The following is a 21812-nucleotide window of genomic DNA, read 5'->3' as shown; positions in this document are numbered from 1 at the left end:
CTTTGTGCTGCGTGAGGGCTTCCCTACAGCCTATCCGTGCATGAAGCCTCAGCTGTGAGCTAGTCCGTTGTGCAGGGCGCTGCGCCGGCGGTGCCGGGCGTGTTCGGCGCCCACTCCGGGTAGCTGCGGTGATCGTTGGCGGGAACCCAACGGCCCGCGTCCACAACGTAGTCCCATCCGAGGCCGTCCCGCTGGAGTGCCTCGATACCCGCCACAAGCCGTTGGGCGTCCTCGAGCCGTGAGCCAACGCCGAAACTCGCTCGAAGGGAGCCAGCCGGCAAACCCAGGCGCTTGAGCAACGGGTGGGCACAGAAGCGTCCGTCCCGCAGGCCGATTCCGTGCTCGGCGGCAAGGTAGGCCGCTACGAGGCCCGCATCGTAACCTTCAAGCGAGAAGTTCACCACGCCAATGGTGTCCTTGTCCTGGTCCGTGTCACTGAAGATCTGGTGTATCGTGACGCCGTCGATCGCCTGGAGCCCTTGCACCAAGTGTGAGCGAATGGCGGCCTCGTGGGCGTGCCAGGCATCCTGGTCAAGCCCGGCGAGCACCTGAGTTGCCCGGGCAAGCGTAGCCGCGCCAAGCACGTTGGGGGAGCCGCCTTCGTGTCGGGCCGGTCCGGTGGCCCAGCTGACGCTGTCAAGACGGGCTTCGCGCACAGCGCCGCCTCCCGCGAGGTGAGGCCGTCCGGCGTCGAGCCAGTCCTGCCTTCCGACCAGCACACCGGCACCAAACGGTGCGTACAGCTTGTGCCCGGAGAACGCCACGTAGTCTATGCCGGATTCGGCCACGTTGATGCGACGGTGCGGAGCCAACTGTGCTGCATCCACCAGGATCCGTGCGCCGAACTCGTGCGCCAGCGATGCCAGCTCGGCAATAGGCAGAACTTCGCCCGTGACGTTGGAGGCCCCGGTGACGGCTAGGAGTGATACACCGCCCTGGGAAAGCGCCGTGCGCACATTGGCGACGGTTTCGGCGAGCGTGGATGCAGCCACGATGCTGCGGTGCGGCAGACCCTGCCACGGCAGGAGGTTGGCGTGGTGCTCGATATCGAGGTATAGGACCTCGCCCACCGGGACACCGTCGATGGAGGGCAGGCAACCGGCCAACAGGTTGAGGGCGTCCGTAGTATTGCGGGTGAAAATCACCGCGTCATCAGGGCGCCCGCCTACGAAGTCACGGACGATGTCCCTGGCGTTTTCATACACCGAGGTGCTGATCTGCGACGCGTACCCGGCCCCGCGGTGAACGCTCGCATAAAACGGCAGGATCTCGTTCAAGTAAGCAGACACGATCGTCAGGGCCGGTGCCGAAGCGCCATAGTCAAGGTTCGCGTAGCGGACGTGGCCGCCCTGAATCAGGGGTGCCTGCAGTTCAGCGCCTGTGACCGCTGCCAGCGGGCGGTTCCCCGGGCGGGTAAGTCCAGCGACATGTGCATCGGAAACGGTGGGATTGACGGTGGCAGTGCTCATGGGACCTCGCTTCAGTAGGACCCCGCATGCAGGGATCCGCGCTTGCCGTATCCGCTCCGGACCGGCCTGGTCGTCACCCGGGGCACCCCACCGCGAATGGAGGGTTGCCGGCCAGCAAACCGGGGTTTAGCGCTGGCACTCGTGACCTCTTTCGAGACTAGGCCATCGCCGCGGACGCTTTCAAAGCCGCCGGGATTGTTAAGCCTTGTGTTACGTGAGGATGGAAATTGTGGCTTCTGTCGAATAATGCGCCGGTGGAGGCCCGTCAGAGGGGAGTCCGCCGGCGCATTGTTCTGTCGATTGGCTTACTGCAGGAGATCGTCCAAATTCGGGTTGAGCTGTTTGAGGACCTCGGAGTGCAGGATGGAGTTTGTGGCCAGGGCATTGCCCCCAAAGGGACCGTCTACACCTTCCAGCGACGTGAACCTGCCGCCGGCTTCTGTGACGATAGGCACAAGGGCGGCCATGTCATACAGATTCAGTTCCGGCTCGCAGGCGATGTCGACGGCGCCTTCCGCCACCAGGCAGTATGACCAGAAGTCTCCGTAGGCGCGGGTCCGCCAAACTGACTCGGTCAGGCCCAGGAACTCATCCAGGTTGCCGCGCTCCTTCCATCCGCTGAGGCTCGAGTAGGAAAGGGAGGCGTCAGAGAGTTTGGAGACATCGGATACGCGGAGCCGGCTGGCCGACGCGAGGGAGCGCCCGGTGTAGGCACCGGCATTCTTAGCTGCCCACCATCGTTTGCCAAGGGCGGGAGCGCTGACCACGCCGACCACCGGCTCACCCTCATCGACGAGGGCGATCAGGGTGGCCCACACGGGAACCCCGCGGACAAAGTTCTTGGTTCCGTCGATAGGATCGATGATCCACCGGCGCGAGCCGTGTCCGGTGCTGCCAAATTCCTCGCCCAGGACCGCATCCCTTGGGCGCGAACGCGACAATTGGCCTCGGATTGCTTCCTCCGCGGCCTTGTCCGCATCCGTGACCGGCGTCAAGTCTGGCTTGGTTTCAACCCGGAGGTCCAGGGCCTTGAACCGGTCCATGGTTTGGGCGTCCACGGAATCGGCCAGGACATGGGCGAGGCGCAGGTCGTCGTTATAGTTCGCGGGGTCTTGGGTCATGCCTCCAAGCTATCGCGAAAAGGGCGCGTCATGGCGGAGGCGGCGGCCTCGAAGAATGGTGCTCCAGCGACTAGGTGACGTTGCCGAGTTCCTTGGCCTCTTTGGCTTCCTGGCGCGGGTCGGCGCCCAGCAACCGGCGGAGTGATGCCAATCGGGCGGGTCCGGCTTCTCCTGCGTGGCCCTCGGTGACCCATGGGTCCAGACCGCAACCCACTGCATTGGCGTCGTGCTTGCACCCTTTGTCGCAATCTTCCGTACCTGGCTCCAGGTCCGGGAAGGCGTGCAGGATCCGGTCCGGGTCGACGTGCGCCAGACCAAAGGACCGGATGCCAGGGGTGTCGATGATCCAGCTTCCGGCGGGAGCGTTGTCGAGTTTGAGCGCCAGGGCCGACGACGAAGTGTGCCGGCCGCGGCCGGTCACCGCGTTGACTCCTCCAGTCGCCCGTTCGGCGCCGGTGAGGGCGTTGACCATAGTGGACTTTCCGACCCCCGAATGTCCCAGGAGGACCGTCACCTTCCCATCGAGGAAACCTCGGAGGCGCCCGACGGCGTCGCTGTCCAACCGTGCGGACAGCCCGCCGTCGGACCGTGCATCAACGCCGGACGCAGCGGCGTCCGCGGTGCGGCTGATGACCACGGGCAGTTCCAGGCTGGTGTAGTTGGACAGCAATTCGCTCGGGTCCTTGACGTCTGCCTTGGTCACAAGCAGGACCGGTTCGATGCCGGCGTCGTAGGCTGCCACCAGCGCTCGGTCGATAAATCCGGTCCGTGGCTCCGGGTTTGCCGCTGCCACAACTACCACCAATTGGTCCGCATTGGCGACCACGACGCGTTCGATCGGATCAGTGTCATCCGCGCTGCGCCGCAGCAGCGTCTTGCGTTCCTCTACCCGGACCAGGCGGGCCAGGGAGTCAGGAGCGCCGGAGACATCCCCAACCAAGGCCACAAAATCGCCGGGGACAACGGGGGAGCGGCGCAATTCCCTCGCCCGCGCGGCGATGACAATTCGCTCATTCTCGGTAGCTTCATCGACGACGGCGGTGTAGCGTCCCCGGTCTACGGTAACGATGCGTCCAATCACCGCGTCGTCGTGGCTGGGACGGTCCTTGGTCCTTGGACGGGTCCCCTTCTTGTTGGGGCGGATCCTGACATCCGACTCGTCCCAGGAACGCGTGCTCCGTGCCATCAGTTGTTGGTGTCTCCGGCCTCGCTGGACCGCTGTTCCAGCATCGCTGCCCAGATCTGCGGGAATTCAGGCATGGTTTTCGAGGTGGTAGCGATGTCCTCCACCTGCACGCCTTCCACCGCCAAGCCGAGGATCGCTCCTGCGGTTGCCATGCGGTGGTCTGCGTAGCTGTGCACGACTCCGCCATGCAGGGGTGCCGGGCGGATGATGAGTCCGTCCGAGGTTTCCTCCGCGTCACCACCGAGGCCGTTGATCTCTGCCACCAAGGCAGCCAGCCTGTCCGTTTCGTGGCCGCGCAGATGGGCGATGCCCGTTAGTCGAGAGGGTCCGCTGGCCAACGCACACAATGCCGCCACCGTCGGAGCGAGTTCGCTGGTGTCGGCGAGTTCTGCCCCCATGATTTCCTGGCCACCTGTCACGGTGAGTACGCCGCCGTCGAGCGTGACCGTGGCGCCCATCGTGGCAAGGATGCTGCGCCACGAATCCCCCACCTGGGTGGTGCCGCTGGGCCAGTTGGGAATCCGGACCGTGCCACCGGTGGCCAGGGCCGCCGCGAGAAAGGGTCCGGCGTTTGATAGATCCTGCTCGATCCGTTGATCGAACGCGCGGATAGGGCCCGGCGCCACTACCCAATGGTTGGGCACCGAATCGTCCACCGAAACGCCTACACCTCGGAGCACGGCAACTGTCATGGCGATGTGATCGAGGCTTGGCACAGGCTTGCCGACATGCTCCAAGTGCAGGCCCTCGGTGAAACGGGCACCGACCAGCAAAAGAGCGGAGACGAACTGGGACGAGGCGCTGGCGTCGATGATCAGGTGGCCACCCCGGACAGCACCGTTGCCGCGGACAGCGAAAGGCAATGACGACGCCGTGCCGCCTTTGGGCGACCGGACGTCCACGCCGAGGGCGCTGATTGCCTCGATGATGGTGCCCATAGGGCGCTTGCGGGCGTGGGGGTCGCCGTCGAAGACTGCTGTGCCGTTTCGCAGGGCCGCGATCGGGGGTACAAATCGCATGACGGTGCCAGCGAGCCCGCAATCGATAGCGGTGTCAGACTCCGCGGCAGACGCGTCGAGGGGCGTTACCAGCAGATCGGGGCCGTAGTCGCCGTCGCCCGAAACCTCTGTGATGGTTGCCCCAAGCTGGCGCAGTGCCTGGATCATCAGCGCCGAATCCCTGGAATGCAGTGGCGCCCGAAGGCGTGAGGGCCCGTCGGCGAGGGCTGCGAGAACCAGGAAGCGGTTGGTCAGCGACTTGGATCCGGGCACCGTTACCGTAGCGTCGACAGGGCGTCGGGCGAAGGGCGCGGGCCACAAAGGAAGCTCAGGAGAGCCGCCGGGTCCTGCCTGTGCGTGCGAAGGTGCGGGGATGGATCCTGTCATGCTTCCTTATGCTCCAACTGCGGTATCAACGGCCTTGCGGACCGCCTTGTCTGCTCTCTTCAACTGCATCCCCGTGGCTTTCCTGGCGTCCATCGCCAGGTGCTCGGCCCGCCATGCGAGGCTGGGCTTTCCCGCGGTATCGACGGCGGCCAGCAGGACGCCGCCGGTCAGCGTGACGTTCTTCAGCAGGTGCGAGCGGCGCTTTTCACGGCCTTCCTTGGTGCTGATGTCGGCCGAACGCCACTCGACGAAGGTGTTCAGCGCCGACGTCAGCGTCAGGACAGTCGCGGCCAATCGTGAAAACTTGCCGAACGCGAGGCTGGCCCCTGCGCCGATCTGCGCCGCTCCGATGATCCGGGCAACAAGTTTGTCGTCAGCAGGGAAAGGGAGGGACGATGTGGCCCGCCGGAGCAGCGGCGACAATTGAGTCGCCGTGTCGTCGACATTCTTGAGCTTATCCAGGCCAGCCACAACAAAGCTGGAGGCGAGCATTGGACGGGCGAGAAAACGGACGACGGACATGTCTTTCCTCCTGAATGGCTAGCCACAAAGTTCCGGGGGTGCAGTCGGATCTAGTCTTGCATCTTTGCGGAATATTTGCCCGTCGAGTGCCGTTGTGATCTAGGTCGGGTGGTGCGCATGTGCCCACTCCAAGTGAATCTTGTGTGCCAGCCCTGAACGTGGAGAACGAGCGGAGAATTGATTGTGGCTTTGGTGAAAGACGGCGCGGAGCTGCTGGATGCTCCCAGCGCCGATCCTCCGGCTGCCCGGACCGTGACAGTAGACTTGAACGCAATGAGCAGCATTGATCCGGCCATTGCGGCCATGTACGAGGCAGCCGGCGACGAGGACTCCCACGACCGGGAGGACCTGGCCGCGGCAGAGTCGGTGTCGGGCACTGGGACAGAGGAAACGGCCTCAGTGGACCTATCCACTGAGACGACGGAACAGCGCCGTCAACGCTTCGAGCGTGATGCGATGCAATACGTCGACCAGCTCTATTCGGCTGCGATGCGGATGGCCAGGAACCCGTCGGATGCCGAAGACCTGGTCCAGGAGGCCTACACCAAGGCTTTCTCCGCCTTCCACCAGTACAAGCCGGGTACCAACCTGAAGGCGTGGCTCTACCGGATCCTAACCAATACCTACATCAACCTGTACCGGAAGCGGCAGCGGGAGCCCCTGCAGTCCAACTCGGACACCATCGAAGACTGGCAGCTGGCGCGAGCCGAGTCCCACACCTCCAGCGGACTGCGGTCCGCCGAGGCGGAGGCCCTCGACCACCTGCCGGATTCAGATGTGAAGCGGGCATTGCAGGACATTCCGGAAGAGTTCAGGCTGGCGGTTTACTTCGCCGACGTCGAGGGCTTCGCGTACAAGGAAATCTCGGACATTATGAATACGCCGATTGGGACGGTCATGTCCCGGCTGCACCGCGGCAGAAGAATGCTGCGCGACCTGCTCGCGGACTACGCCGCTGAGCGAGGATTCGGTGCATCCAGGACGGAACAGCCCGTTGGCAGCAACAACCAGGAGAACAGGAAATGAGCAACTGCCAGGGACTGGGCGATTGCGATGAAACACGGATGCAACGCATCTACGAGTACCTCGATGGCGCCCTGACTATTGAGGATATCGAGGACATTAAGAACCACCTCGCCGACTGCCCAGAGTGCACTGTGGAATACGACCTTGAGTGCCTCATCAGGACAATGGTCAAGCGTTCATGCGTTGAGGCGGCACCGGAGAACCTCAAAACTTCGATTCTTGACAAGATCCACTCGATCAATGCGGTGGAGGCCTGACGGTCACCGTAACCGCAGACGGTGTCATCTCAAAAGCTGGCGAGCTGAGACGTTGAAGGACCCGGAACCTTGTGGTTCCGGGTCCTTCAGCGTCTAGCCGTTGCGCTGGCTTAGGTGTTGGGGCGCTTACCGTGGTTTGCGCCGCCGCGCTTACGGTCACGACGCTTACGTGCACGCTTGCTCATAGCCGGCCTCCTTAATATTCATTACTCGTCAGAGCTGCCCTCCAGTCTCCCACATCCGGGTGGGAACCTGCGAACCGGGGCCGTCCAGGTCAGGCCCCGAGCGAGTTCCTGATGGAAATCCGGGCTTGCTCCAAGACGGTACGGATGGTTTCCAGCGTCACAGGCGTCACGGCGGACTTGGTCGCGTGTACTCGCAGTTCGACGCGTACATCGTCCCGAAACGCCTGGACAAGCATCTCTGCCTCCTTGAGGATCCGCTGCCCCTCAGGGGAGTATCCCGCAGTCCGGGCGCGGAATGCGGCGGTCGAGGCGCTTGCGCGGGCAGCCTCAGCCGTCGCTGCAAGGTCTGCCCGGAGTCCTTTCATGTTGGCGCGGATGTCCGCCCGAAGGTCGTCTGCGAGCCTCCGCACCGACGCAGAGATCGTATCCTCGACATCGGCCAATTCGTTGCGCCGGCTGTCGAGTTCTGCGCGGCCCGCGGTTGTGATGGAATACGTTGTACGCCGCCCCTCACTGCGCGTAGCCACCAACCCCTCTTCTTCCAGCTTTCCAAGGCGTGGGTAGATCGTGCCGGCGCTGGGGGAATAAGTTCCGCCGAAACGGTCGGAAAGGGCCTTGATGATTTCGTAGCCGTGCTTCGGACCTGACTCCAGCAAGGAAAGCAGGTAAAGCCGAAGGGCTCCGTGGGCGAATACTGGTGGCATTAGCGACCTGCCTGATCGGGCACGGGCCGGTCGCCCGAATCGGCAGCTGGCCCAGCATGGACCACCGCAGTTTTCCCCGATACGGAGTTCGTGCGAACCACCATGAGCTTGTCGCCCGAACCCCTCAGCGTCTCAACCCTGCCCCCGGGTTGGGCAAACAGGCGGTCGTCAACCACAATCGTTCCGGCCGCGGATTTCGCCACGATATTGACGCTGACGTCCTGCGGAACCCGGACAGTGATGTCTGCGGACACCGAGTTGGCTGCCAGGTCATGCGGAGAGCCCTGCAGGTCAAAGCTCATGTCGCCGCTCACAGTGTTGGCACGCACGTTGGAGATAGTTCCCGACGCCGTGACTTCTCCGGAGACGCTTTTGGCGGTCAGGACGCCGTTGTGGTTCCGGGCAATGACTTCTCCGCTGACAGTGTTGACGTGAAGTCTCCCGCGTGTTCCGTCTGCCATAACCGACCCTGACACGGTGTTGAGCCTCGTATTGCCGGAAACGCCTGAGACAAGGCCGTCACCACTGACAGTGCCGGCCTCGATTTCAATTCCCGCCGGAACGGCGATACCGACGACCACGGAATTTGGACTGGTGTTGTTGACCGTTTCCATGAGGTTCCGGAACCACCCCTGTGGGCCGTGGAGCTGGTGGCGGATCTCCAAGCGTCCGTTGATCACGTTTACCGCCAGCGGGTCGCCGGAGATTTCCGTGACCTCGATCCGCACAAATGGTTCATCGTGCACCACCACGTCGAAGCGGCCCCTCACGATGCCCAGCTTCAGTGAATTGACGTCATCGACGTCGATGGTCCGCGCGCTTGTGACACTCCAGGATTGCTCTGACATGGCCCCTCCAAAGAGACGATATATCGCGTTTGTGAAATCAAGATATATCGTGTTTGGTGCAAAAGCAATGGCCCATCCGCGGAGGACGGGCCATTGACTATTCTGGTTGGGCGATCCTGAGCCATTGGAACCAACCGCGATGCAGTACCAGCCAGGCCATCAGGCCGTACCCGGCCTGTCCAGGGGTTCCACCATTGGCCGCCAGATCGGTTCGCCACTGCTCATGGTTGAGCAGGGGTGAAAAAGTATCTACGTAATGATGGTTGCGTCGGGTGGTGACGTCCGCAAAGGCGGTGTTTATTTCGGCGAGGCGTCGGTTCCGGGCCGGGTCGAGGGTTGGCGGCGGACCAACAACGAATACTTCGATGCCACTTTGGGACGCGCCGTCCAGGATGTTGGCCAGATTAAGCCGGCTGCGCGCCGTCGAAAGCCCGAACTCGATGTCCCGTCCGGAGAGGCCGATGACCAAGCGGTTCTCGTGGGAGCTGCTGAAGCGCCTCCCGGCTTCCTCCTGCCATCGGGTCGCCAGGCCCTCGGTGCCTTCCTCGGGGCAGGGAAGCGAGTAGCTTTCCAGGGAAATCCCATCCTGGGGTGTCCGGGCAAGCACCCGTCCCAACCAGCCCAGCGCCCGCGGATCACCCAGTCCGGCCAAGAGTTCGTCTCCAACAGCTGCGATGCGCAGCTTCCTGTCTTCCACAAGGACCTCGTAACTTCGGTGTTGATCTCGCAGCGGCCAGCACGCCTGTGGCGGCGGCAACACTGACTCCATTAAACAGAATCGCCCGGGCGGAGGCGTGCATGACGCCTCCGCCCGGGCATTCCGGGACTGCTAGCGGGCGAAGGCCTGCTTGATCAGGATTTCCTGCTCGACCGCATGGCGCTTCATGGAGCCGGCGGCAGTGGAAGCCGACGCCGGGCGTGACACCAGGCGGATCTGGCGATCGAGCTTCGGCGCCAGGTTGAGGCCAACGAATGGCCACGGACCCTGGTTTGCAGGCTCGTCCTGGGCCCAGATGACATCAGCATTCGGGTACTTGGCCAGTTCCGCTTCGATCTCGGCCTGGGGCAACGGGTAAAGCTGCTCGACGCGGACGATTGCGGTGGACTTGTCTCCGGCCTTCTGGCGTGCGGACAGGAGGTCGTAGTACAGACGGCCGGAAACCAGCAGGACGCGGTCCACGCTCTCCGACGGGAGGCTTTCATGTTCGCCGATGACAGGCCTGAAGCCTCCCGACGTGAAGTCCTCGACGGCGGATGCCGCAGCCTTGAGGCGCAGCAGTTGCTTCGGCGTGAAGATGATCAGCGGCTTGCGCGGGCGGCTGTAGGCCTGGCGTCGCAGCAGGTGGAAGTGCGAAGCAGCCGTGGTGGGGTTGGCCACCACCATGTTGTCCTCGGCACACATCTGGAGGAAACGCTCAATGCGGGCGGAGGAGTGGTCCGGACCCTGGCCTTCATAGCCGTGCGGCAGCATAAGCACCAGCGAGGAGCGCTGGCCCCACTTTTGCTCGGCAGAGGAGATGAACTCGTCGATGATGGTCTGGGCACCGTTGACGAAGTCGCCGAACTGCGCCTCCCACAGCACCAGCGCATCCGGGCGCTCCACCGAGTAACCGTATTCGAAGCCCATAGCCGCGTACTCGGACAGCAGGGAGTCGTAGATCCAGAGCTTTGCCTGGTCCGGGGAGAGGTTCCCCAGCGGCATCCACTCATGTCCGTTGGCGCGGTCGTGGAAAACGGCATGTCGCTGGACGAAAGTGCCGCGGCGGGAATCCTGGCCAGCCAGGCGGACAGGCACACCTTCCATGATGAGCGAGCCAAATGCTGCAATTTCACCGAAGCCCCAGTCGATGCCGCCTTCGCGGGACATCTGCTCGCGCTTCTCGAGGAGTTGCTTGAGCTTGGAGTGGACCGCGAAGCCCTCAGGGATATCCAGGTGTGCCTTGCCGATCCGGGTCAAAGTGTCCACGGAAATCGCCGTAGTAGCCGGGGCATTGGTGCCGAAGTCGGATTGCTGGGCGATGGGACGCTCGATGCCGGACACGGCAGCGGAGTCCGCGGTCACGATCGGAATCGGGGAAGTCTGGGCAGCGTGTGTTTCCGCGAAGACGCGCTCCAGGCGTTCCTGGTAGTCGCGGAGCAGTTGCTCAGCTTCGTCTTCCGTGATGTCACCGCGACCGATCAGCGACTCTGTGTACAGCTTGCGCACGGAGCGCTTCGCCTCAATGAGGTTGTACATCAGCGGCTGGGTCATCGACGGGTCGTCGCCCTCGTTGTGGCCACGGCGGCGGTAGCACACCATGTCGATCACAACGTCCTTGTGGAACTTCTGGCGGAACTCGAACGCAAGCTGGCCCACGCGGACGACGGCTTCAGGGTCGTCACCGTTTACGTGGAACACCGGTGCCTGGATCATCTTGGCCACGTCCGTGGAGTACGTCGAAGACCGTGACGACGACGGTGCGGTGGTGAAACCTACCTGGTTGTTCACGATGACGTGGACGGTACCGCCGGTGCGGTAGCCGCGCAGCTGGGACAGGTTAAGGGTTTCCGCTACAACACCCTGGCCGGCGAAGGCGGCGTCACCGTGGATCATGATCGGCAGGACGGGGAACGATTCGCCCTGGTCCAGCCTGTCCTGCTTGGCACGGACGATGCCTTCGAGGACCGAGTCCACTGCCTCGAGGTGGGAAGGGTTCGCTGCGAGGTAGACCTTGGTCTCCTTGCCGCTGTCCGAGGTGAATGTGCCTTCGGTACCCAAGTGGTATTTGACGTCGCCGGAGCCCTGGACCGAGCGCGGATCCTGCGTGCCCTCGAACTCGCGGAAGACCTGGGCATAGGTCTTGCCGGCGATGTTGGTGAGAACGTTCAGGCGGCCGCGGTGGGCCATGCCGATGGCGACTTCGTCCAGTTCCTGGTCCGCCGCGTCCGAGATAATGGCGTCAAGCAACGGGATGAGGGACTCGCCGCCCTCCAGCGAGAAGCGCTTCTGCCCTACGAACTTGGTCTGCAGGAAGGTCTCGAAGGCTTCTGCGGCGTTGAGCTTGGAAACGATTCGGAGCTGTTCGTCGCGGCTGGGCTTGGAGTAGGGGTGCTCCAGCTGGTCCTGGAACCACTTGCGCTCGGCCGGTTCCTGGATGTGCATGTATTCGATGCCGGTGGTGCGGCAGTAGGCGTCGCGGAGAACGCCCAGGATGTCACGGAACTTCAGCTGCGACTTGCCGCCGAAACCACCGGTGGGCCATTCGCGGTCCAGGTCCCACAGGGTGAGGCCGTAGGTGAGGACGTCCAGGTCCGGGTGCTTCCGCTGGACGTACTCCAGCGGATTCGTGTCCGCCATAAGGTGGCCACGCACGCGGTAGGAGTGGATGAGCTGCTGGATACGGGCGACTTTGTTGATCTGGTCCGACGGATCCACCTGGATGTCCGGGCTCCAACGCACCGGCTCGTAGGGGATGCGGAGTGCCTCGAAGATGTCGTCGTAGAAATTCTGTGCGCCAAGCAGCAGCTGGTGCACGAGCTTCAGGAACTCGCCGCTGCCAGCACCCTGGATCACGCGGTGGTCGTAGGTGGACGTCAGCGTGAGGATCTTGCTGATGGCGTTCTGGGCAATGATCTTCTCGCTGGCGCCCTGCCATTCAGCTGGGTATTCGAGCGCACCGACGCCAATGATTGCCGCCTGGCCCTTGGAGAGGCGCGGCACTGAATGCACGGTTCCGATGCCGCCGGGGTTGGTCAGGGAGACGGTGGTGCCTGCGTGGTCGTCGGCTGTCAGCTTACCGTTGCGGGCACGCTTGATGAGGTCCTCGTAGGTGTGCCAGAACTCGGCGAAGTTCATGGTCTCCGCCTTCTTGATGTTCGGAACCATGAGGAGTCGCGTGCCATCTGGCTTGGGCATGTCGATGGCGATGCCGAAGTTGACGTGCGCAGGCTGGACTGCCACGGGCTTGCCGTCCACCTCGTCGTAGTAGACGTTCATCGAGGGGAACTGGGACAGGGCCCGAACCACTGCGTAGCCGATGAGGTGCGTGAAGGAGACCTTGCCGCCGCGAGCCCGGGCGAGGTTTGAGTTGATGACCACGCGGTTGTCGATGAGCAGCTTGGCGGGGACTGCACGAACGCTGGTGGCCGTAGGGACCTCGAGGCTTGTGACCATGTTGGCGGCAATGGCCTTGGCAGGTCCGCGCAGGACAGAAACGACGTCCTCTTCAGGTGCCGTGGGTGCCTTGGTATTGCGGGGGAGCTGCGCCGGGATCGGCTGGGCTGCTCCGGGAGCCAGCTTTTGCGCGCCGTCTTTGGCGACAATGGCCGGTGCCTTCTTGACCACCGCAGGCGCTTCGTTTGCAGGCGCAGGAGCGGCGGGGGCTGCCGGGGCGGCTGCGGGCTGCGCCGGCGCCGGTGCCGGTGCAGCCGCTGCCTGCGAGACGGCAGGAATTTCACGAGTGGGGGGATTGGTTGCGGTTACTGCCGCGGAGGTTCCGTTGGAAGAAGTGCCGTCAGCGGTCTTGAAGGATTCAAAGAGGGGCCACCACTTGGCGTCCACCGAGTTCTTGTCCTGCTGGTACCGCTCGTACAGTTCGTCAACGAGCCACTCGTTTCCGCCAAATTCCTCCGGTAGACGGTGGCTGGGCTGCTCTGGCACTTGAAATACGCCTCTTCCATGAGTTTGATTTCCAGCTGGCATCAAAAAAGTTGCCTTGGCACAACTATGATCCAGGGTCCGGTTCCGCGAACTTAGACCCTTGCCAGTCTAGTGACGATGGTCTGTTAACTGCCAATAGTGGTGACGCAAATCATGCCTATACCTACATATCCGCAGGCACCGTTTTTCGAGTGCCTCGATGGACTTCGCTTTCCTGCCGAGCGATTCAACTCCCTGTAGACTGGCATCCTTATGGACAGTAAATCTAGGTGCCGGCCTGGACGCTGTCTCCGGAGCAGATACGGCAGCTCCGGACAGTCCGTCCACCGAGCCGGCAAACCCCGTTCACATGCCCATCACGCGCCGGTTAATACCGGCGCCTCCACTGCGAAGGAGTCGGCTTCTGCTGACCACCCTCCGCCGGGTCGCCGTCCTCAAGGGATCGGCAACGTCCCCGCAGCCCAAGTCCTGGTTTCGATCGGGTTGGGCAACCTCCAAGGATTCGGAACGGGGGTCCGGACCTAGATGGAGTGGCTCCTACTGGCCGCAGGCCTCCTCCTGATTCTCGGCACCGGGTTTTTTGTCGCCGTCGAGTTTTCGCTCGTTGCACTTGACCAGGCTTCCGTGCAGCGCGCCGTTAATGACGGCGATCATGCCGCAGTTCCGTTGCTCAAATGCCTCAAGTCGCTCTCTACCCAGCTATCCAGCTGCCAGTTGGGTATCACAATGACCACGTTGCTCACCGGTTACGTGATGGAGCCGTCCGTAGGTGTCCTGTTGGAAGGCCCGCTCGAGGCCGTCGGCATCCCTGCAGCCGCAGCCGCCTCGACATCCTTGGTTATAGCGATGGCATTTGCAACTCTGCTTTCCATGCTGATAGGCGAGCTCGTCCCCAAGAACATGGCCATAGCTTTGGCGTTCCCGCTGGGTCGCGCCCTTGCCAGGCCGCAGCTTGTCTTCACTACTGTCTTCAAGCCGGCCATTGTTGTCCTCAATGGGTTCTCAAACAGGGTCCTGAACATTTTTGGCCTTGAAGCCAAGGAAGAGATCTCAGGTGCCCGAACTCCGGCGGAGCTCGCTTCACTGGTGAGGCGTTCGGCTGAAATGGGAACACTCGACCCAGGGACTGCCAACTTCGTGGCCAGGACGCTGAGCTTCTCCCACAGGACGGCTGCCGACGTGATGACACCCCGAATCAGGGTGGAGACCATAGAGGCCGAACAACCGGTGTCCGAAATCATCGACGCTGCCCGCCGTACCGGCTACTCGCGTTTTCCGGTGATCGGAGATTCCGCCGACGACATCCGGGGCGTGGTGCATGTCAAGAAGGCCGTGGCTGTCCCGGCCAAGCGTCGCGAAAAGCTGGAAGCCGGGGCCATCATGACGGATGTTCTTCGTGTCCCGGAGACGATCCACCTCGATGCCCTCCTCGCCGAGCTCCGCGAAGGGAACCTCCAGCTGGCTGTCGTACTGGACGAATATGGCGGCACAGCCGGCATCGCTACGCTCGAAGACCTGGTCGAAGAGATCGTCGGCGAAGTGGCGGACGAGCATGACAGGGTCCGCCCCGGTTTGCTGCAGAGTGCGTCCGGTGATTGGTATTTCCCCGGCCTCCTGCGGCCTGACGAAGTCTCAGAACAGATTCCGGGGCTTGTGGTACCGGATGACGCTGCATACGAGACCGTCGGAGGTTTCGTCATGAGCCAGCTGGGACGGATTGCCGCCGTCGGTGACGTTGTGGAAGCCGTAGGAGGCACGCTGTCCGTTACCCGTATGGACGGTCGGCGGATCGACCGGATCTGCTTCCGCCCCGCCAAGGCCGGCCAGTCCACTGAACCCCCAGCCGATAGCAGTGAAGGCCGCGACCGCAGGGAGCAGCGGCATGTGGGCCGCGATGCGGCCGCCGAACGAAAGGCGCCAGTCCGTCGTCGGGCAGGCCGTGAGGCTACTGCGGGAGGTGCGGCATGAGCGACTGGCTCGGAATGGTGTGGCTCGTGTTCCTCCTGTTGGGGAATGCCTTCTTCGTTGGCGCCGAGTTTGCGGTGATGTCGGCGCGTCGCAGCCAGATCGAACCGCTGGCTGAAAAGGGGTCCAAGAGGGCGCAAACCACCTTGCGTGCCATGGAGAGCGTCTCCCTGATGCTTGCCTGCGCACAGTTGGGCATCACCGTGTGCTCGCTGTTGATTCTCCAGGTTGCAGAGCCCGCGATCCACCACCTGCTGGCTGAGCCGCTGCATGTGGTTGGACTGCCCATGGAACTGGCCGATGTTGTCGCCTTCATTGCAGCGCTGGCCTTTGTGACGTTCCTGCACGTGACATTCGGTGAGATGGTGCCCAAGAACATTTCGGTGTCCGTGGCAGATAAAGCTGCGTTGCTGCTGGCCCCGCCGCTAATGTTCATAGGCCGGTTGGTGAAACCCGTGATCTGGTCACTGAACTGGTCGGCCAACCACATCCTTCGCCTGATGAGGATTGAACCCAAGGATGAGGTTACGTCGACGTTCACGCTGGAGGAGGTCCAGTCGATCGTCCAGGAGTCAACCCGTCACGGCCTGGTCGACGACGAAGCCGGGCTGATCTCCGGAGCCCTGGAGTTTTCTGAACACACGGCCGCCCACATCATGGTGCCGTTGGACAAGCTGGTGATGCTCCGCTCGTCCACAACACCGGTTGACTTCGAGAAGGCGGTACGCCGCACCGGCTTTTCGCGTTTTCCGATGCTTGACGAGGACGGCGTGCTGTCCGGTTACCTGCACATCAAGGACGTGCTGGCCATCCCCGCCGAAGGCCACACCCATCCAATTGCCGAGAGCCGGATCCGGTCCTTGGCGAACCTGGCTCCGGACGACGAGATTGAGGACGCGCTGTCCGTTATGCAGCGAACCGGATCGCACCTCGCCCGGGTGGTTGGTCCCGACGGCGTGACGCAGGGGGTGCTGTTCCTCGAGGACGTGCTGGAGCAGCTCATCGGGGAAATTCGGGATGCCACTCAGGCCACAGGGATTCGCCGATTGGGCGAGCGCGGATCTACGAACTAGCTGTTGCAGTGGTGCTTCGGGCTCGGCGGCGCCGCCGCCTCGCCAGCCCGGCGAGGTGCCGGCCCCTGCGTGCGGCGGGCCGCCGCGCTAGCACCGCAAATAGGAATCATTCACATTTAGGGCTACACTCGATTGAGCAATTGTGATTGATTCTCATCTGAGCAGAACCGAGGTATCCGTGCGTCATCACGTCGTCCGTCTCGCCACCGCCGCATCAGCGGGCCTGGCGTTGTTCCTTACCGCCTGCGGCGCCCCCGGTTCCGCCAGCAGCACCCCTGCGGCAGGGGGCAAGATTGCCGTCGTCACATCAACCAACGTATATGCCGACATTGTCAGCAGCATCGGGGGTGACAAGGTGGACGTTGCGGCCATCATCACCAAAACCAGCCAGGACCCGCATTCCTACGAAGCTTCTGCCCAGGATAAACTCGCGGTTTCCAAGGCGAAGGTGGTGCTGGAGAACGGCGGGGGCTATGACGGCTTCCTCCACAAGCTGGCGGAAGAATCCAAGGTAGACCAGAGCAACATCATCACAGCCGTTGAGGTGGCTGAGGGCACTGAGCACCAGGGTGGTCATTCCGATGCCCCGTCTTCGGGTTCAGCGGCTGCCACTTCCTCGGAGTCTGCTGATGCGCAGGGCCATGACCACGGCGGTTCCAACGAGCACGTCTGGTACAGCCTCGACGCCATGGGCAAACTTGCCGACGCCGTGGCTGCAAAATTGAGTGCACTGGACTCGGGCGACGCCTCCACGTTCACAGCGAATGCTGCGGCCTTCAAGTCCTCCCTCGCCGGCCTGGCGACTAAGGTCAAGGCGATCAAGGCCGCCAACGACGGTGCCGGAGTGGCCGTTACGGAGCCGGTGCCTCTTTACCTGCTCGAGGCTGCGGGGCTCAGCAACAAGACTCCCGAGGGCTACAGCGAAGCCATCGAGGAAGGCGTAGACGTACCGGCCACCGTCCTGAGGGAGACAGTGAACCTGGTTTCGAGTAAGGGCGTACGCCTTCTGGCATACAACCAGCAGACGGCGGGACCGCAGACTGAATCCGTCCGGACGGCGGCGGCCGGGGCCGGCGTCCCCGTCGTGGAGTTCACCGAGACCCTACCGGAGGGCAAAGGCTACGTTCAGTGGATGTCCTCGAACATAGATTCCATCCAGGCGGCACTGTCAGCTACTGGAGCAACCACAGCAACGAAGTAGCCAGGCTCCCGTGATGGGCAAGCCCCGCAGCAGTCCTATGATGAGGTGGACGGCGCGGGGCTTGATTGTGACATCCACATTGCCCCAAAAAACCGGTCCCGTGCATTCCTCGGCCACAGCGCCATGCAGGCCCCCGCAGAGTGAGGACAGATTTGACACCGCTAGTGAGCCTTCGCTCGGCCTCCCTCCAGTTTGGCAGGCGTACCTTGTGGAGCGGCCTCGATTTGGACATCGCGCCGGGGGAGTTCCTGGCGGTCCTCGGTCCCAACGGCAGTGGAAAAACAAGTTTCCTCAAGGTCCTCCTAGGCTTGCAGGGCCTGCACTCCGGAACGATTACCCTCAACGGTCAGCCTGTTCGCCGAGGCAGCAGGGAGATCGGCTACATTCCCCAGCAGAAGTCTTTTGCCCCGGACACTCCGCTTCGCGCCAGGGACCTCGTGGCGATGGGGATCGACGGCCATCGCTGGGGAATCCGGCTGGGTCCCAGGACGGTCAATCGGCGAGTGGACGAACTGCTAGAGCTGGTAGGCGCCTCCGACTATGCAAAAGTCCCCGTCGGCCAACTATCCGGCGGCGAACAGCAACGACTTCGAGTTGCACAGGCGCTGGCCACCGAACCCGGGGTCCTGCTTTGTGACGAGCCCCTGCTGTCCCTCGACCTCCGCCATCAACAGGCCGTGAGCCACCTGATCAACGAGCAATGCCACGAACGGAACAGCGCCGTCGTTTTCGTGACGCATGAGATCAACCCGATTGCCGACTATGTGGACCGCGTCCTCTACCTCGCCGGAGGGCGATTCCGTGTTGGGACTCCGGAGGAAGTGATGACCACGGAGGTGCTCAGCGAACTCTACGAAAGCCACGTCGAGGTGATCCGGAGCAACGGGCGATTTGTCGTCGTCGGCCTTCCTGACGCCACGACGCACTTTCACGACGATGCCCACACACCGGCGGGGGAGGAACTCTAAGTGGACCTGGGCAGCATCCTGCACACCATCTTCAACTTCCAGAACTATGGCGAATTGCTGGTCCTGGTACAGAACTCCATCTGGGCCGGCGCCGTCCTCGGCCTTCTCGGCGGGCTGGTCGGAACATTCGTTATGAAGCGCGACCTCGCGTTCGCCGTCCACGGCATCTCGGAGCTTTCCTTCGCCGGTGCCGCCTTCGCGCTGCTCATTGGCGCGGACATTATCGCTGGTTCACTGGTGGGTTCCGTGGCGGCTGCCCTCCTCCTGGGTCTCATGGGAGTCAAAGCACGGGAGAAGAACTCCATCATTGGCGTTGTTATGCCGTTTGGCCTGGGCCTGGGCATCCTGTTCCTGTCCCTCTATGAAGGCCGGGCGGCCAACAAGTTCGGCCTCCTCACAGGGCAGATCGTTTCAGTTGACGTCGTGCAGCTGCAGGCTCTGGCCGGGACAGCCGTTGTGGTCATAGCTGCGCTCGCGGCTATCTGGCGTCCTTTGTCCTTTGCGAGCGTGGATCCGGAAATGGCTGAAGCGCGGGGAGTGCCGGTTCGTGGCCTGGCAATCCTGTTTATGGTGCTATTGGGCATCAGTGTTGCGTTGTCGATTCAGATTGTGGGTGCGCTCCTGGTGCTCGCCCTGCTGATCACGCCAGCGGCAGCAGCCTTGCGGGTGACGCATTCGCCCAGGCTCGTTGTGGTCCTGAGTGTTGTATTCGCAGTTGCCGCAACTGTAGGCGGAATTCTGCTGGCGCTTGGGAGCCGGATTCCGATCAGCCCGTACGTGACCACGCTGTCGTTCCTGATCTACGTTGCTTGCCGGATCATCGGCGCTGTGCGGACCCGGCAGGGCATCAACGGCCGTGTGGTCAGGACCGCGGCAGCGTAAAGGTCAGAGCTCGCCCGCGGCCTTCTTGGCCGTGCACTCCGGACAAAGACCGAAAATCTCTACGGTGTGTGCAACCTCGGAGTAGCCGTGCTCGGCCGCCGTCCGCGCCGCCCAAGTCTCCACTGCCGGAGCTTCGACTTCAACGGCTTTGCCGCAGTTGCGGCAAAGCAAGTGATGGTGATGGCCGGTCACTGCGCAACGCCGGTACACGGCTTCGCCGTCGCTGTTGCGAAGTACGTCGATGAGTCCGTCATCGGCAAGCTGTTGGAGGATGCGATAGGCCGTAGCAAGGGAAACGGACACTCCACGGCCATGCAGGATCCGGTAGAGCTCCTGGGTACTGACGAAATCGTCCAATTCATCGAGGGCGGCGCTGACAGCCAGCCGTTGCTTGGTGACACGTTGTTCCCTGCCGCCCGGTGCCGCCGCCGGTGCCGCGGCTGCGTTGGTGCCGTTTGGCATGGTGAAACTCGCTTCCATCGGTACAGTTCAAAGGCCAATCGCTGACTGTGGCAAACTACAAGATTACCAGCACGGGCCGCCCGAATTCGGTCAGGGCGCTTCGTGGACACTGTCAGGGTGGCCCCCTAGGCTGGGCGTCATGAAGCTCACCAAGTTCACGCACGCCTGTGTCCGCCTTGAGAAGAATGGTCGCGTCCTGGTCATTGATCCCGGCACATTTTCCGAAACAGAAGAGGCACTGAGCGGTGCGGAGGCCATCCTGGTGACACATGAACACAGCGACCACATCGACGTGGCCGCAGTGGTCATGGCTCTTCGCGGAGACGCAGCCCTACACGTGCACGCGCCAGCCGGGGTAGCTGCCCAATTGAAGGAAAAGGCTGAAAGCGGCGGGCATGCAGGGGTGGCTGATCGCGTCAGTGCGGTGGGACCTGGTGAATCCTTTGAAGCTGCCGGATTCTCAATCCGGACGTACGGCGGACAGCACGCGCTGATCCACCCCCAGATTCCGGTAGTGGCCAACATCGGCTACTTGGTGGACGAGAACGTCTACCACCCCGGAGACTCCTTCGTGATCCCTGACGGCGTCTCCGTAAAAACGCTATTGGTTCCCATCCATGCGCCCTGGTCCAAGGTGGGCGAGGTAGTGGATTTCGTGGTTGGTGTTCGCGCACCCAAAGCCCATCCTGTGCATGACGGCCTGCTGAACGAGTTGGGCCGCGGCATCGTCGAGGGACACGTCACTCGGATCGGGGCTAAGTACGGCACCACGTACGAACGACTCTCCGCCCGGGAATCAGTGGAAGTCTAGGTATCGGACCCGGGAAGGGCCGGCCACACCCCGCTGTCGAAGAATTCTTGCAGCATGGCTTCGTAGGGTGCGGGGTCCAGGCCCTGCCGGGCGAGCCAGCCGTCGTCGTAATAGCTGCCGGCGTAACGCTCCCCGCCATCGCACATCAGGGACACAACACTGCACCGCGCGCCTTGCGCGATCATGGCGGCGATAAGCTGCCAAGTCCCCCACAGGTTAGTGCCGGTGGAGGGGCCCGCGTGGAGGCCGGTCCGTTCCCTCAGGTGCTTCATCGCTGCCACGGACGCCGCATCGGGGACCTGGATCATGTGGTCGATAACCGACGGGATGAAGCTCGGTTCCATCCGGGGCCTGCCAATGCCTTCGATCCTTGATGCCGCTCCGGTAGTGAATCCGTTGATCCCATTACGCCAGCCGGGGTAGAAGGCACTGTTCTCGGGATCAACAACAGCCAGGCCCGTGTCGTAGCGGTGGTACCTGATGTACCGGCCTATGGTTGCGCTGGTACCGCCGGTACCGGCCCCGACGACGATCCAGCGCGGCACGGGGTGTTCCTCCAGCGAAAGCTGGCCGAAAATGGATTCCGCGATGTTGTTGTTGCCCCGCCAGTCTGTTGCACGCTCGGCGTAGGTGAACTGGTCCATGTAGTGCCCTCCGGTTGAGCGGGCAAGTTCCTCGGCTGCCGCGTAGACCTCGGATGCGTGGTCCACAAGCATGCAGGAACCTCCAAACTGCTCAATCAGGGCGATTTTCTCCGGGCTTGTGGTCCGTGTCATGACGGCTATGAAAGGAAGCCCGATCAGCCGGGCGAAATAGGCCTCGGAAACTGCCGTGCTTCCACTGGAGGCCTCAACAATGGTGGTGCCTTCCGTGATCCACCCGTTGACTAGGCCGAACAAGAACAGGGACCGCGCTAGGCGATGCTTTAGGCTGCCGGATCGGTGGGTGGACTCGTCTTTGAGGTAAAGCTGAACGCCCCACTCGGCGGGTAGGGGGACCGAGTACAAATGGGTGTCCGCTGAGCGGTTGTTCTCCGCTTCGATGGTCCGAATTGCGGCATCCGCCCATGCCCTGTTGTGCCTCTTCGCGCTATTCACCGGTCCAGCCT

General features: G+C 62.8%; 20 protein-coding genes and 1 riboswitch. Of the genes, 8 read left to right on the top strand and 12 right to left on the bottom strand.

All coding sequences use genetic code 11. From position 1 onward, the window contains the following. Positions 1–59 precede the first annotated feature (59 nt). From LD110_RS05265 to LD110_RS05245, 5 genes are all read right to left on the bottom strand, one after another. Positions 60–1469 carry an aminotransferase class V-fold PLP-dependent enzyme gene (locus LD110_RS05265; RefSeq protein WP_225496868.1) on the bottom strand — a complete coding sequence of 470 codons (1410 nt, stop codon included), beginning with the start codon at positions 1467–1469 and terminating at the stop codon, positions 60–62. A 33-nt stretch (positions 1470–1502) separates the two neighbouring features. Then, positions 1503–1616: riboswitch (SAM riboswitch) on the bottom strand. Positions 1617–1774: 158 nt separating this feature from the next. Continuing rightward, positions 1775–2590: a histidinol-phosphatase gene (hisN, locus tag LD110_RS05260; protein WP_225496866.1), complete on the bottom strand. Its 816-nt coding sequence runs from the start codon at positions 2588–2590 to the stop codon at positions 1775–1777. A 70-nt stretch (positions 2591–2660) separates the two neighbouring features. Further along, positions 2661–3776 carry a ribosome small subunit-dependent GTPase A gene (locus LD110_RS05255; protein WP_225496864.1) on the bottom strand — a complete coding sequence of 372 codons (1116 nt, stop codon included), beginning with the start codon at positions 3774–3776 and terminating at the stop codon, positions 2661–2663. After that, positions 3776–5161: a 3-phosphoshikimate 1-carboxyvinyltransferase gene (gene aroA / locus LD110_RS05250; RefSeq protein WP_225496862.1), complete on the bottom strand. Its 1386-nt coding sequence runs from the start codon at positions 5159–5161 to the stop codon at positions 3776–3778. The genes LD110_RS05255 and aroA overlap by 1 nt, the downstream gene beginning before the upstream one ends. A 6-nt stretch (positions 5162–5167) precedes the next feature. Then, entirely contained in the window at positions 5168–5683 is a 516-nt protein-coding gene (locus LD110_RS05245) for a DoxX family protein (protein WP_225496860.1), read from the bottom strand. A gap of 183 nt (positions 5684–5866) precedes the next feature. Here LD110_RS05245 and LD110_RS05240 point away from each other — a divergent pair, with 183 nt between their 5' ends. Both LD110_RS05240 and rsrA read left to right on the top strand, forming a co-directional pair. After that, positions 5867–6709: a sigma-70 family RNA polymerase sigma factor gene (locus LD110_RS05240; RefSeq protein WP_374200302.1), complete on the top strand. Its 843-nt coding sequence runs from the start codon at positions 5867–5869 to the stop codon at positions 6707–6709. Further along, the gene (rsrA, locus tag LD110_RS05235; protein ID WP_225496856.1) at positions 6706–6966 is read left to right on the top strand and encodes a mycothiol system anti-sigma-R factor; all 261 of its coding nucleotides are present in this window, start codon (positions 6706–6708) and stop codon (positions 6964–6966) included. The genes LD110_RS05240 and rsrA overlap by 4 nt, the downstream gene beginning before the upstream one ends. A gap of 110 nt (positions 6967–7076) precedes the next feature. Here rsrA and LD110_RS24020 read toward each other — a convergent pair whose 3' ends face one another. The 5 genes from LD110_RS24020 to LD110_RS05215 all read right to left on the bottom strand — a co-directional run bounded on the left by LD110_RS24020 (position 7077) and on the right by LD110_RS05215 (position 13342). Then, the gene (locus LD110_RS24020; protein WP_369299106.1) at positions 7077–7151 is read right to left on the bottom strand and encodes a 50S ribosomal protein bL37; all 75 of its coding nucleotides are present in this window, start codon (positions 7149–7151) and stop codon (positions 7077–7079) included. A gap of 89 nt (positions 7152–7240) precedes the next feature. Then, positions 7241–7855, bottom strand: a complete 615-nt coding sequence (locus tag LD110_RS05230) for a PadR family transcriptional regulator (protein ID WP_225496854.1) — start codon at positions 7853–7855, stop codon at positions 7241–7243. Continuing rightward, complete coding sequence (locus tag LD110_RS05225; RefSeq protein WP_225496852.1) at positions 7855–8703, bottom strand: DUF4097 family beta strand repeat-containing protein; 849 nt, start codon at positions 8701–8703, stop codon at positions 7855–7857. Before LD110_RS05225 ends, LD110_RS05230 begins: the two co-directional genes overlap by 1 nt. 97 nt (positions 8704–8800) lie before the next feature. After that, positions 8801–9400 carry a GDSL-type esterase/lipase family protein gene (locus LD110_RS05220; RefSeq protein ID WP_225496850.1) on the bottom strand — a complete coding sequence of 200 codons (600 nt, stop codon included), beginning with the start codon at positions 9398–9400 and terminating at the stop codon, positions 8801–8803. Positions 9401–9532: 132 nt separating this feature from the next. Continuing rightward, positions 9533–13342 carry a multifunctional oxoglutarate decarboxylase/oxoglutarate dehydrogenase thiamine pyrophosphate-binding subunit/dihydrolipoyllysine-residue succinyltransferase subunit gene (locus LD110_RS05215; RefSeq protein WP_225496849.1) on the bottom strand — a complete coding sequence of 1270 codons (3810 nt, stop codon included), beginning with the start codon at positions 13340–13342 and terminating at the stop codon, positions 9533–9535. A 525-nt stretch (positions 13343–13867) separates the two neighbouring features. On the opposite strand from LD110_RS05215, the gene LD110_RS05210 reads away from it, so the two are divergent. The 5 genes from LD110_RS05210 to LD110_RS05190 all read left to right on the top strand — a co-directional run bounded on the left by LD110_RS05210 (position 13868) and on the right by LD110_RS05190 (position 19431). After that, positions 13868–15310: a hemolysin family protein gene (locus LD110_RS05210; RefSeq protein ID WP_225496847.1), complete on the top strand. Its 1443-nt coding sequence runs from the start codon at positions 13868–13870 to the stop codon at positions 15308–15310. Further along, positions 15307–16380, top strand: a complete 1074-nt coding sequence (locus tag LD110_RS05205; RefSeq protein ID WP_225496845.1) for a hemolysin family protein — start codon at positions 15307–15309, stop codon at positions 16378–16380. The genes LD110_RS05210 and LD110_RS05205 overlap by 4 nt, the downstream gene beginning before the upstream one ends. Positions 16381–16525: 145 nt before the next feature. Next, the gene (locus tag LD110_RS05200; protein WP_225497328.1) at positions 16526–17581 is read left to right on the top strand and encodes a metal ABC transporter solute-binding protein, Zn/Mn family; all 1056 of its coding nucleotides are present in this window, start codon (positions 16526–16528) and stop codon (positions 17579–17581) included. Positions 17582–17745: 164 nt separating this feature from the next. Further along, positions 17746–18549: a metal ABC transporter ATP-binding protein gene (locus tag LD110_RS05195; RefSeq protein ID WP_225496843.1), complete on the top strand. Its 804-nt coding sequence runs from the start codon at positions 17746–17748 to the stop codon at positions 18547–18549. Continuing rightward, the gene (locus tag LD110_RS05190) at positions 18550–19431 is read left to right on the top strand and encodes a metal ABC transporter permease (protein ID WP_225496841.1); all 882 of its coding nucleotides are present in this window, start codon (positions 18550–18552) and stop codon (positions 19429–19431) included. A 3-nt stretch (positions 19432–19434) separates the two neighbouring features. On the opposite strand, the gene LD110_RS05185 is transcribed toward LD110_RS05190, so the two are convergent. Then, a complete protein-coding gene (locus LD110_RS05185; RefSeq protein ID WP_225497326.1) occupies positions 19435–19893 on the bottom strand; it encodes a Fur family transcriptional regulator in 459 nt (152 codons plus the stop codon). Positions 19894–20032: 139 nt separating this feature from the next. Between LD110_RS05185 and LD110_RS05180 the strand changes: the two genes are divergently transcribed. Beyond that, positions 20033–20704, top strand: coding sequence for an MBL fold metallo-hydrolase (locus tag LD110_RS05180; RefSeq protein ID WP_225496839.1), 672 nt, complete (start codon positions 20033–20035; stop codon positions 20702–20704). Here the strand turns inward: LD110_RS05180 and LD110_RS05175 are convergent. Continuing rightward, positions 20701–21801, bottom strand: a complete 1101-nt coding sequence (locus LD110_RS05175; protein ID WP_225496837.1) for a PLP-dependent cysteine synthase family protein — start codon at positions 21799–21801, stop codon at positions 20701–20703. The genes LD110_RS05180 and LD110_RS05175 overlap by 4 nt on opposite strands. Between the last annotated feature and the right edge of the window lie 11 nt (positions 21802–21812).

Origin of the sequence: Arthrobacter sp. M4, from assembly GCF_020251205.1 — a bacterium.
Taxonomy (GTDB): Bacteria; Actinomycetota; Actinomycetes; order Actinomycetales; family Micrococcaceae; genus Arthrobacter.
This window is presented reverse-complemented; position numbering and strand designations above follow the sequence as displayed.

Excerpts from the sequence above, each read along its gene's own strand:
- LD110_RS05265 (WP_225496868.1), bottom strand. The coding sequence starts at position 1,469 with ATGAGCACTGCCACCGTCAATCCCACCGTTTCCGATGCACATGTCGCT.
- hisN (WP_225496866.1), bottom strand. The coding sequence starts at position 2,590 with ATGACCCAAGACCCCGCGAACTATAACGACGACCTGCGCCTCGCCCAT.
- LD110_RS05255 (WP_225496864.1), bottom strand. The coding sequence starts at position 3,776 with ATGGCACGGAGCACGCGTTCCTGGGACGAGTCGGATGTCAGGATCCGC.
- aroA (WP_225496862.1), bottom strand. The coding sequence starts at position 5,161 with ATGACAGGATCCATCCCCGCACCTTCGCACGCACAGGCAGGACCCGGC.
- LD110_RS05245 (WP_225496860.1), bottom strand. The coding sequence starts at position 5,683 with ATGTCCGTCGTCCGTTTTCTCGCCCGTCCAATGCTCGCCTCCAGCTTT.
- rsrA (WP_225496856.1), top strand. The coding sequence starts at position 6,706 with ATGAGCAACTGCCAGGGACTGGGCGATTGCGATGAAACACGGATGCAA.
- LD110_RS05230 (WP_225496854.1), bottom strand. The coding sequence starts at position 7,855 with ATGCCACCAGTATTCGCCCACGGAGCCCTTCGGCTTTACCTGCTTTCC.
- LD110_RS05225 (WP_225496852.1), bottom strand. The coding sequence starts at position 8,703 with ATGTCAGAGCAATCCTGGAGTGTCACAAGCGCGCGGACCATCGACGTC.
- LD110_RS05210 (WP_225496847.1), top strand. The coding sequence starts at position 13,868 with ATGGAGTGGCTCCTACTGGCCGCAGGCCTCCTCCTGATTCTCGGCACC.
- LD110_RS05205 (WP_225496845.1), top strand. The coding sequence starts at position 15,307 with ATGAGCGACTGGCTCGGAATGGTGTGGCTCGTGTTCCTCCTGTTGGGG.
- LD110_RS05185 (WP_225497326.1), bottom strand. The coding sequence starts at position 19,893 with ATGCCAAACGGCACCAACGCAGCCGCGGCACCGGCGGCGGCACCGGGC.
- LD110_RS05180 (WP_225496839.1), top strand. The coding sequence starts at position 20,033 with ATGAAGCTCACCAAGTTCACGCACGCCTGTGTCCGCCTTGAGAAGAAT.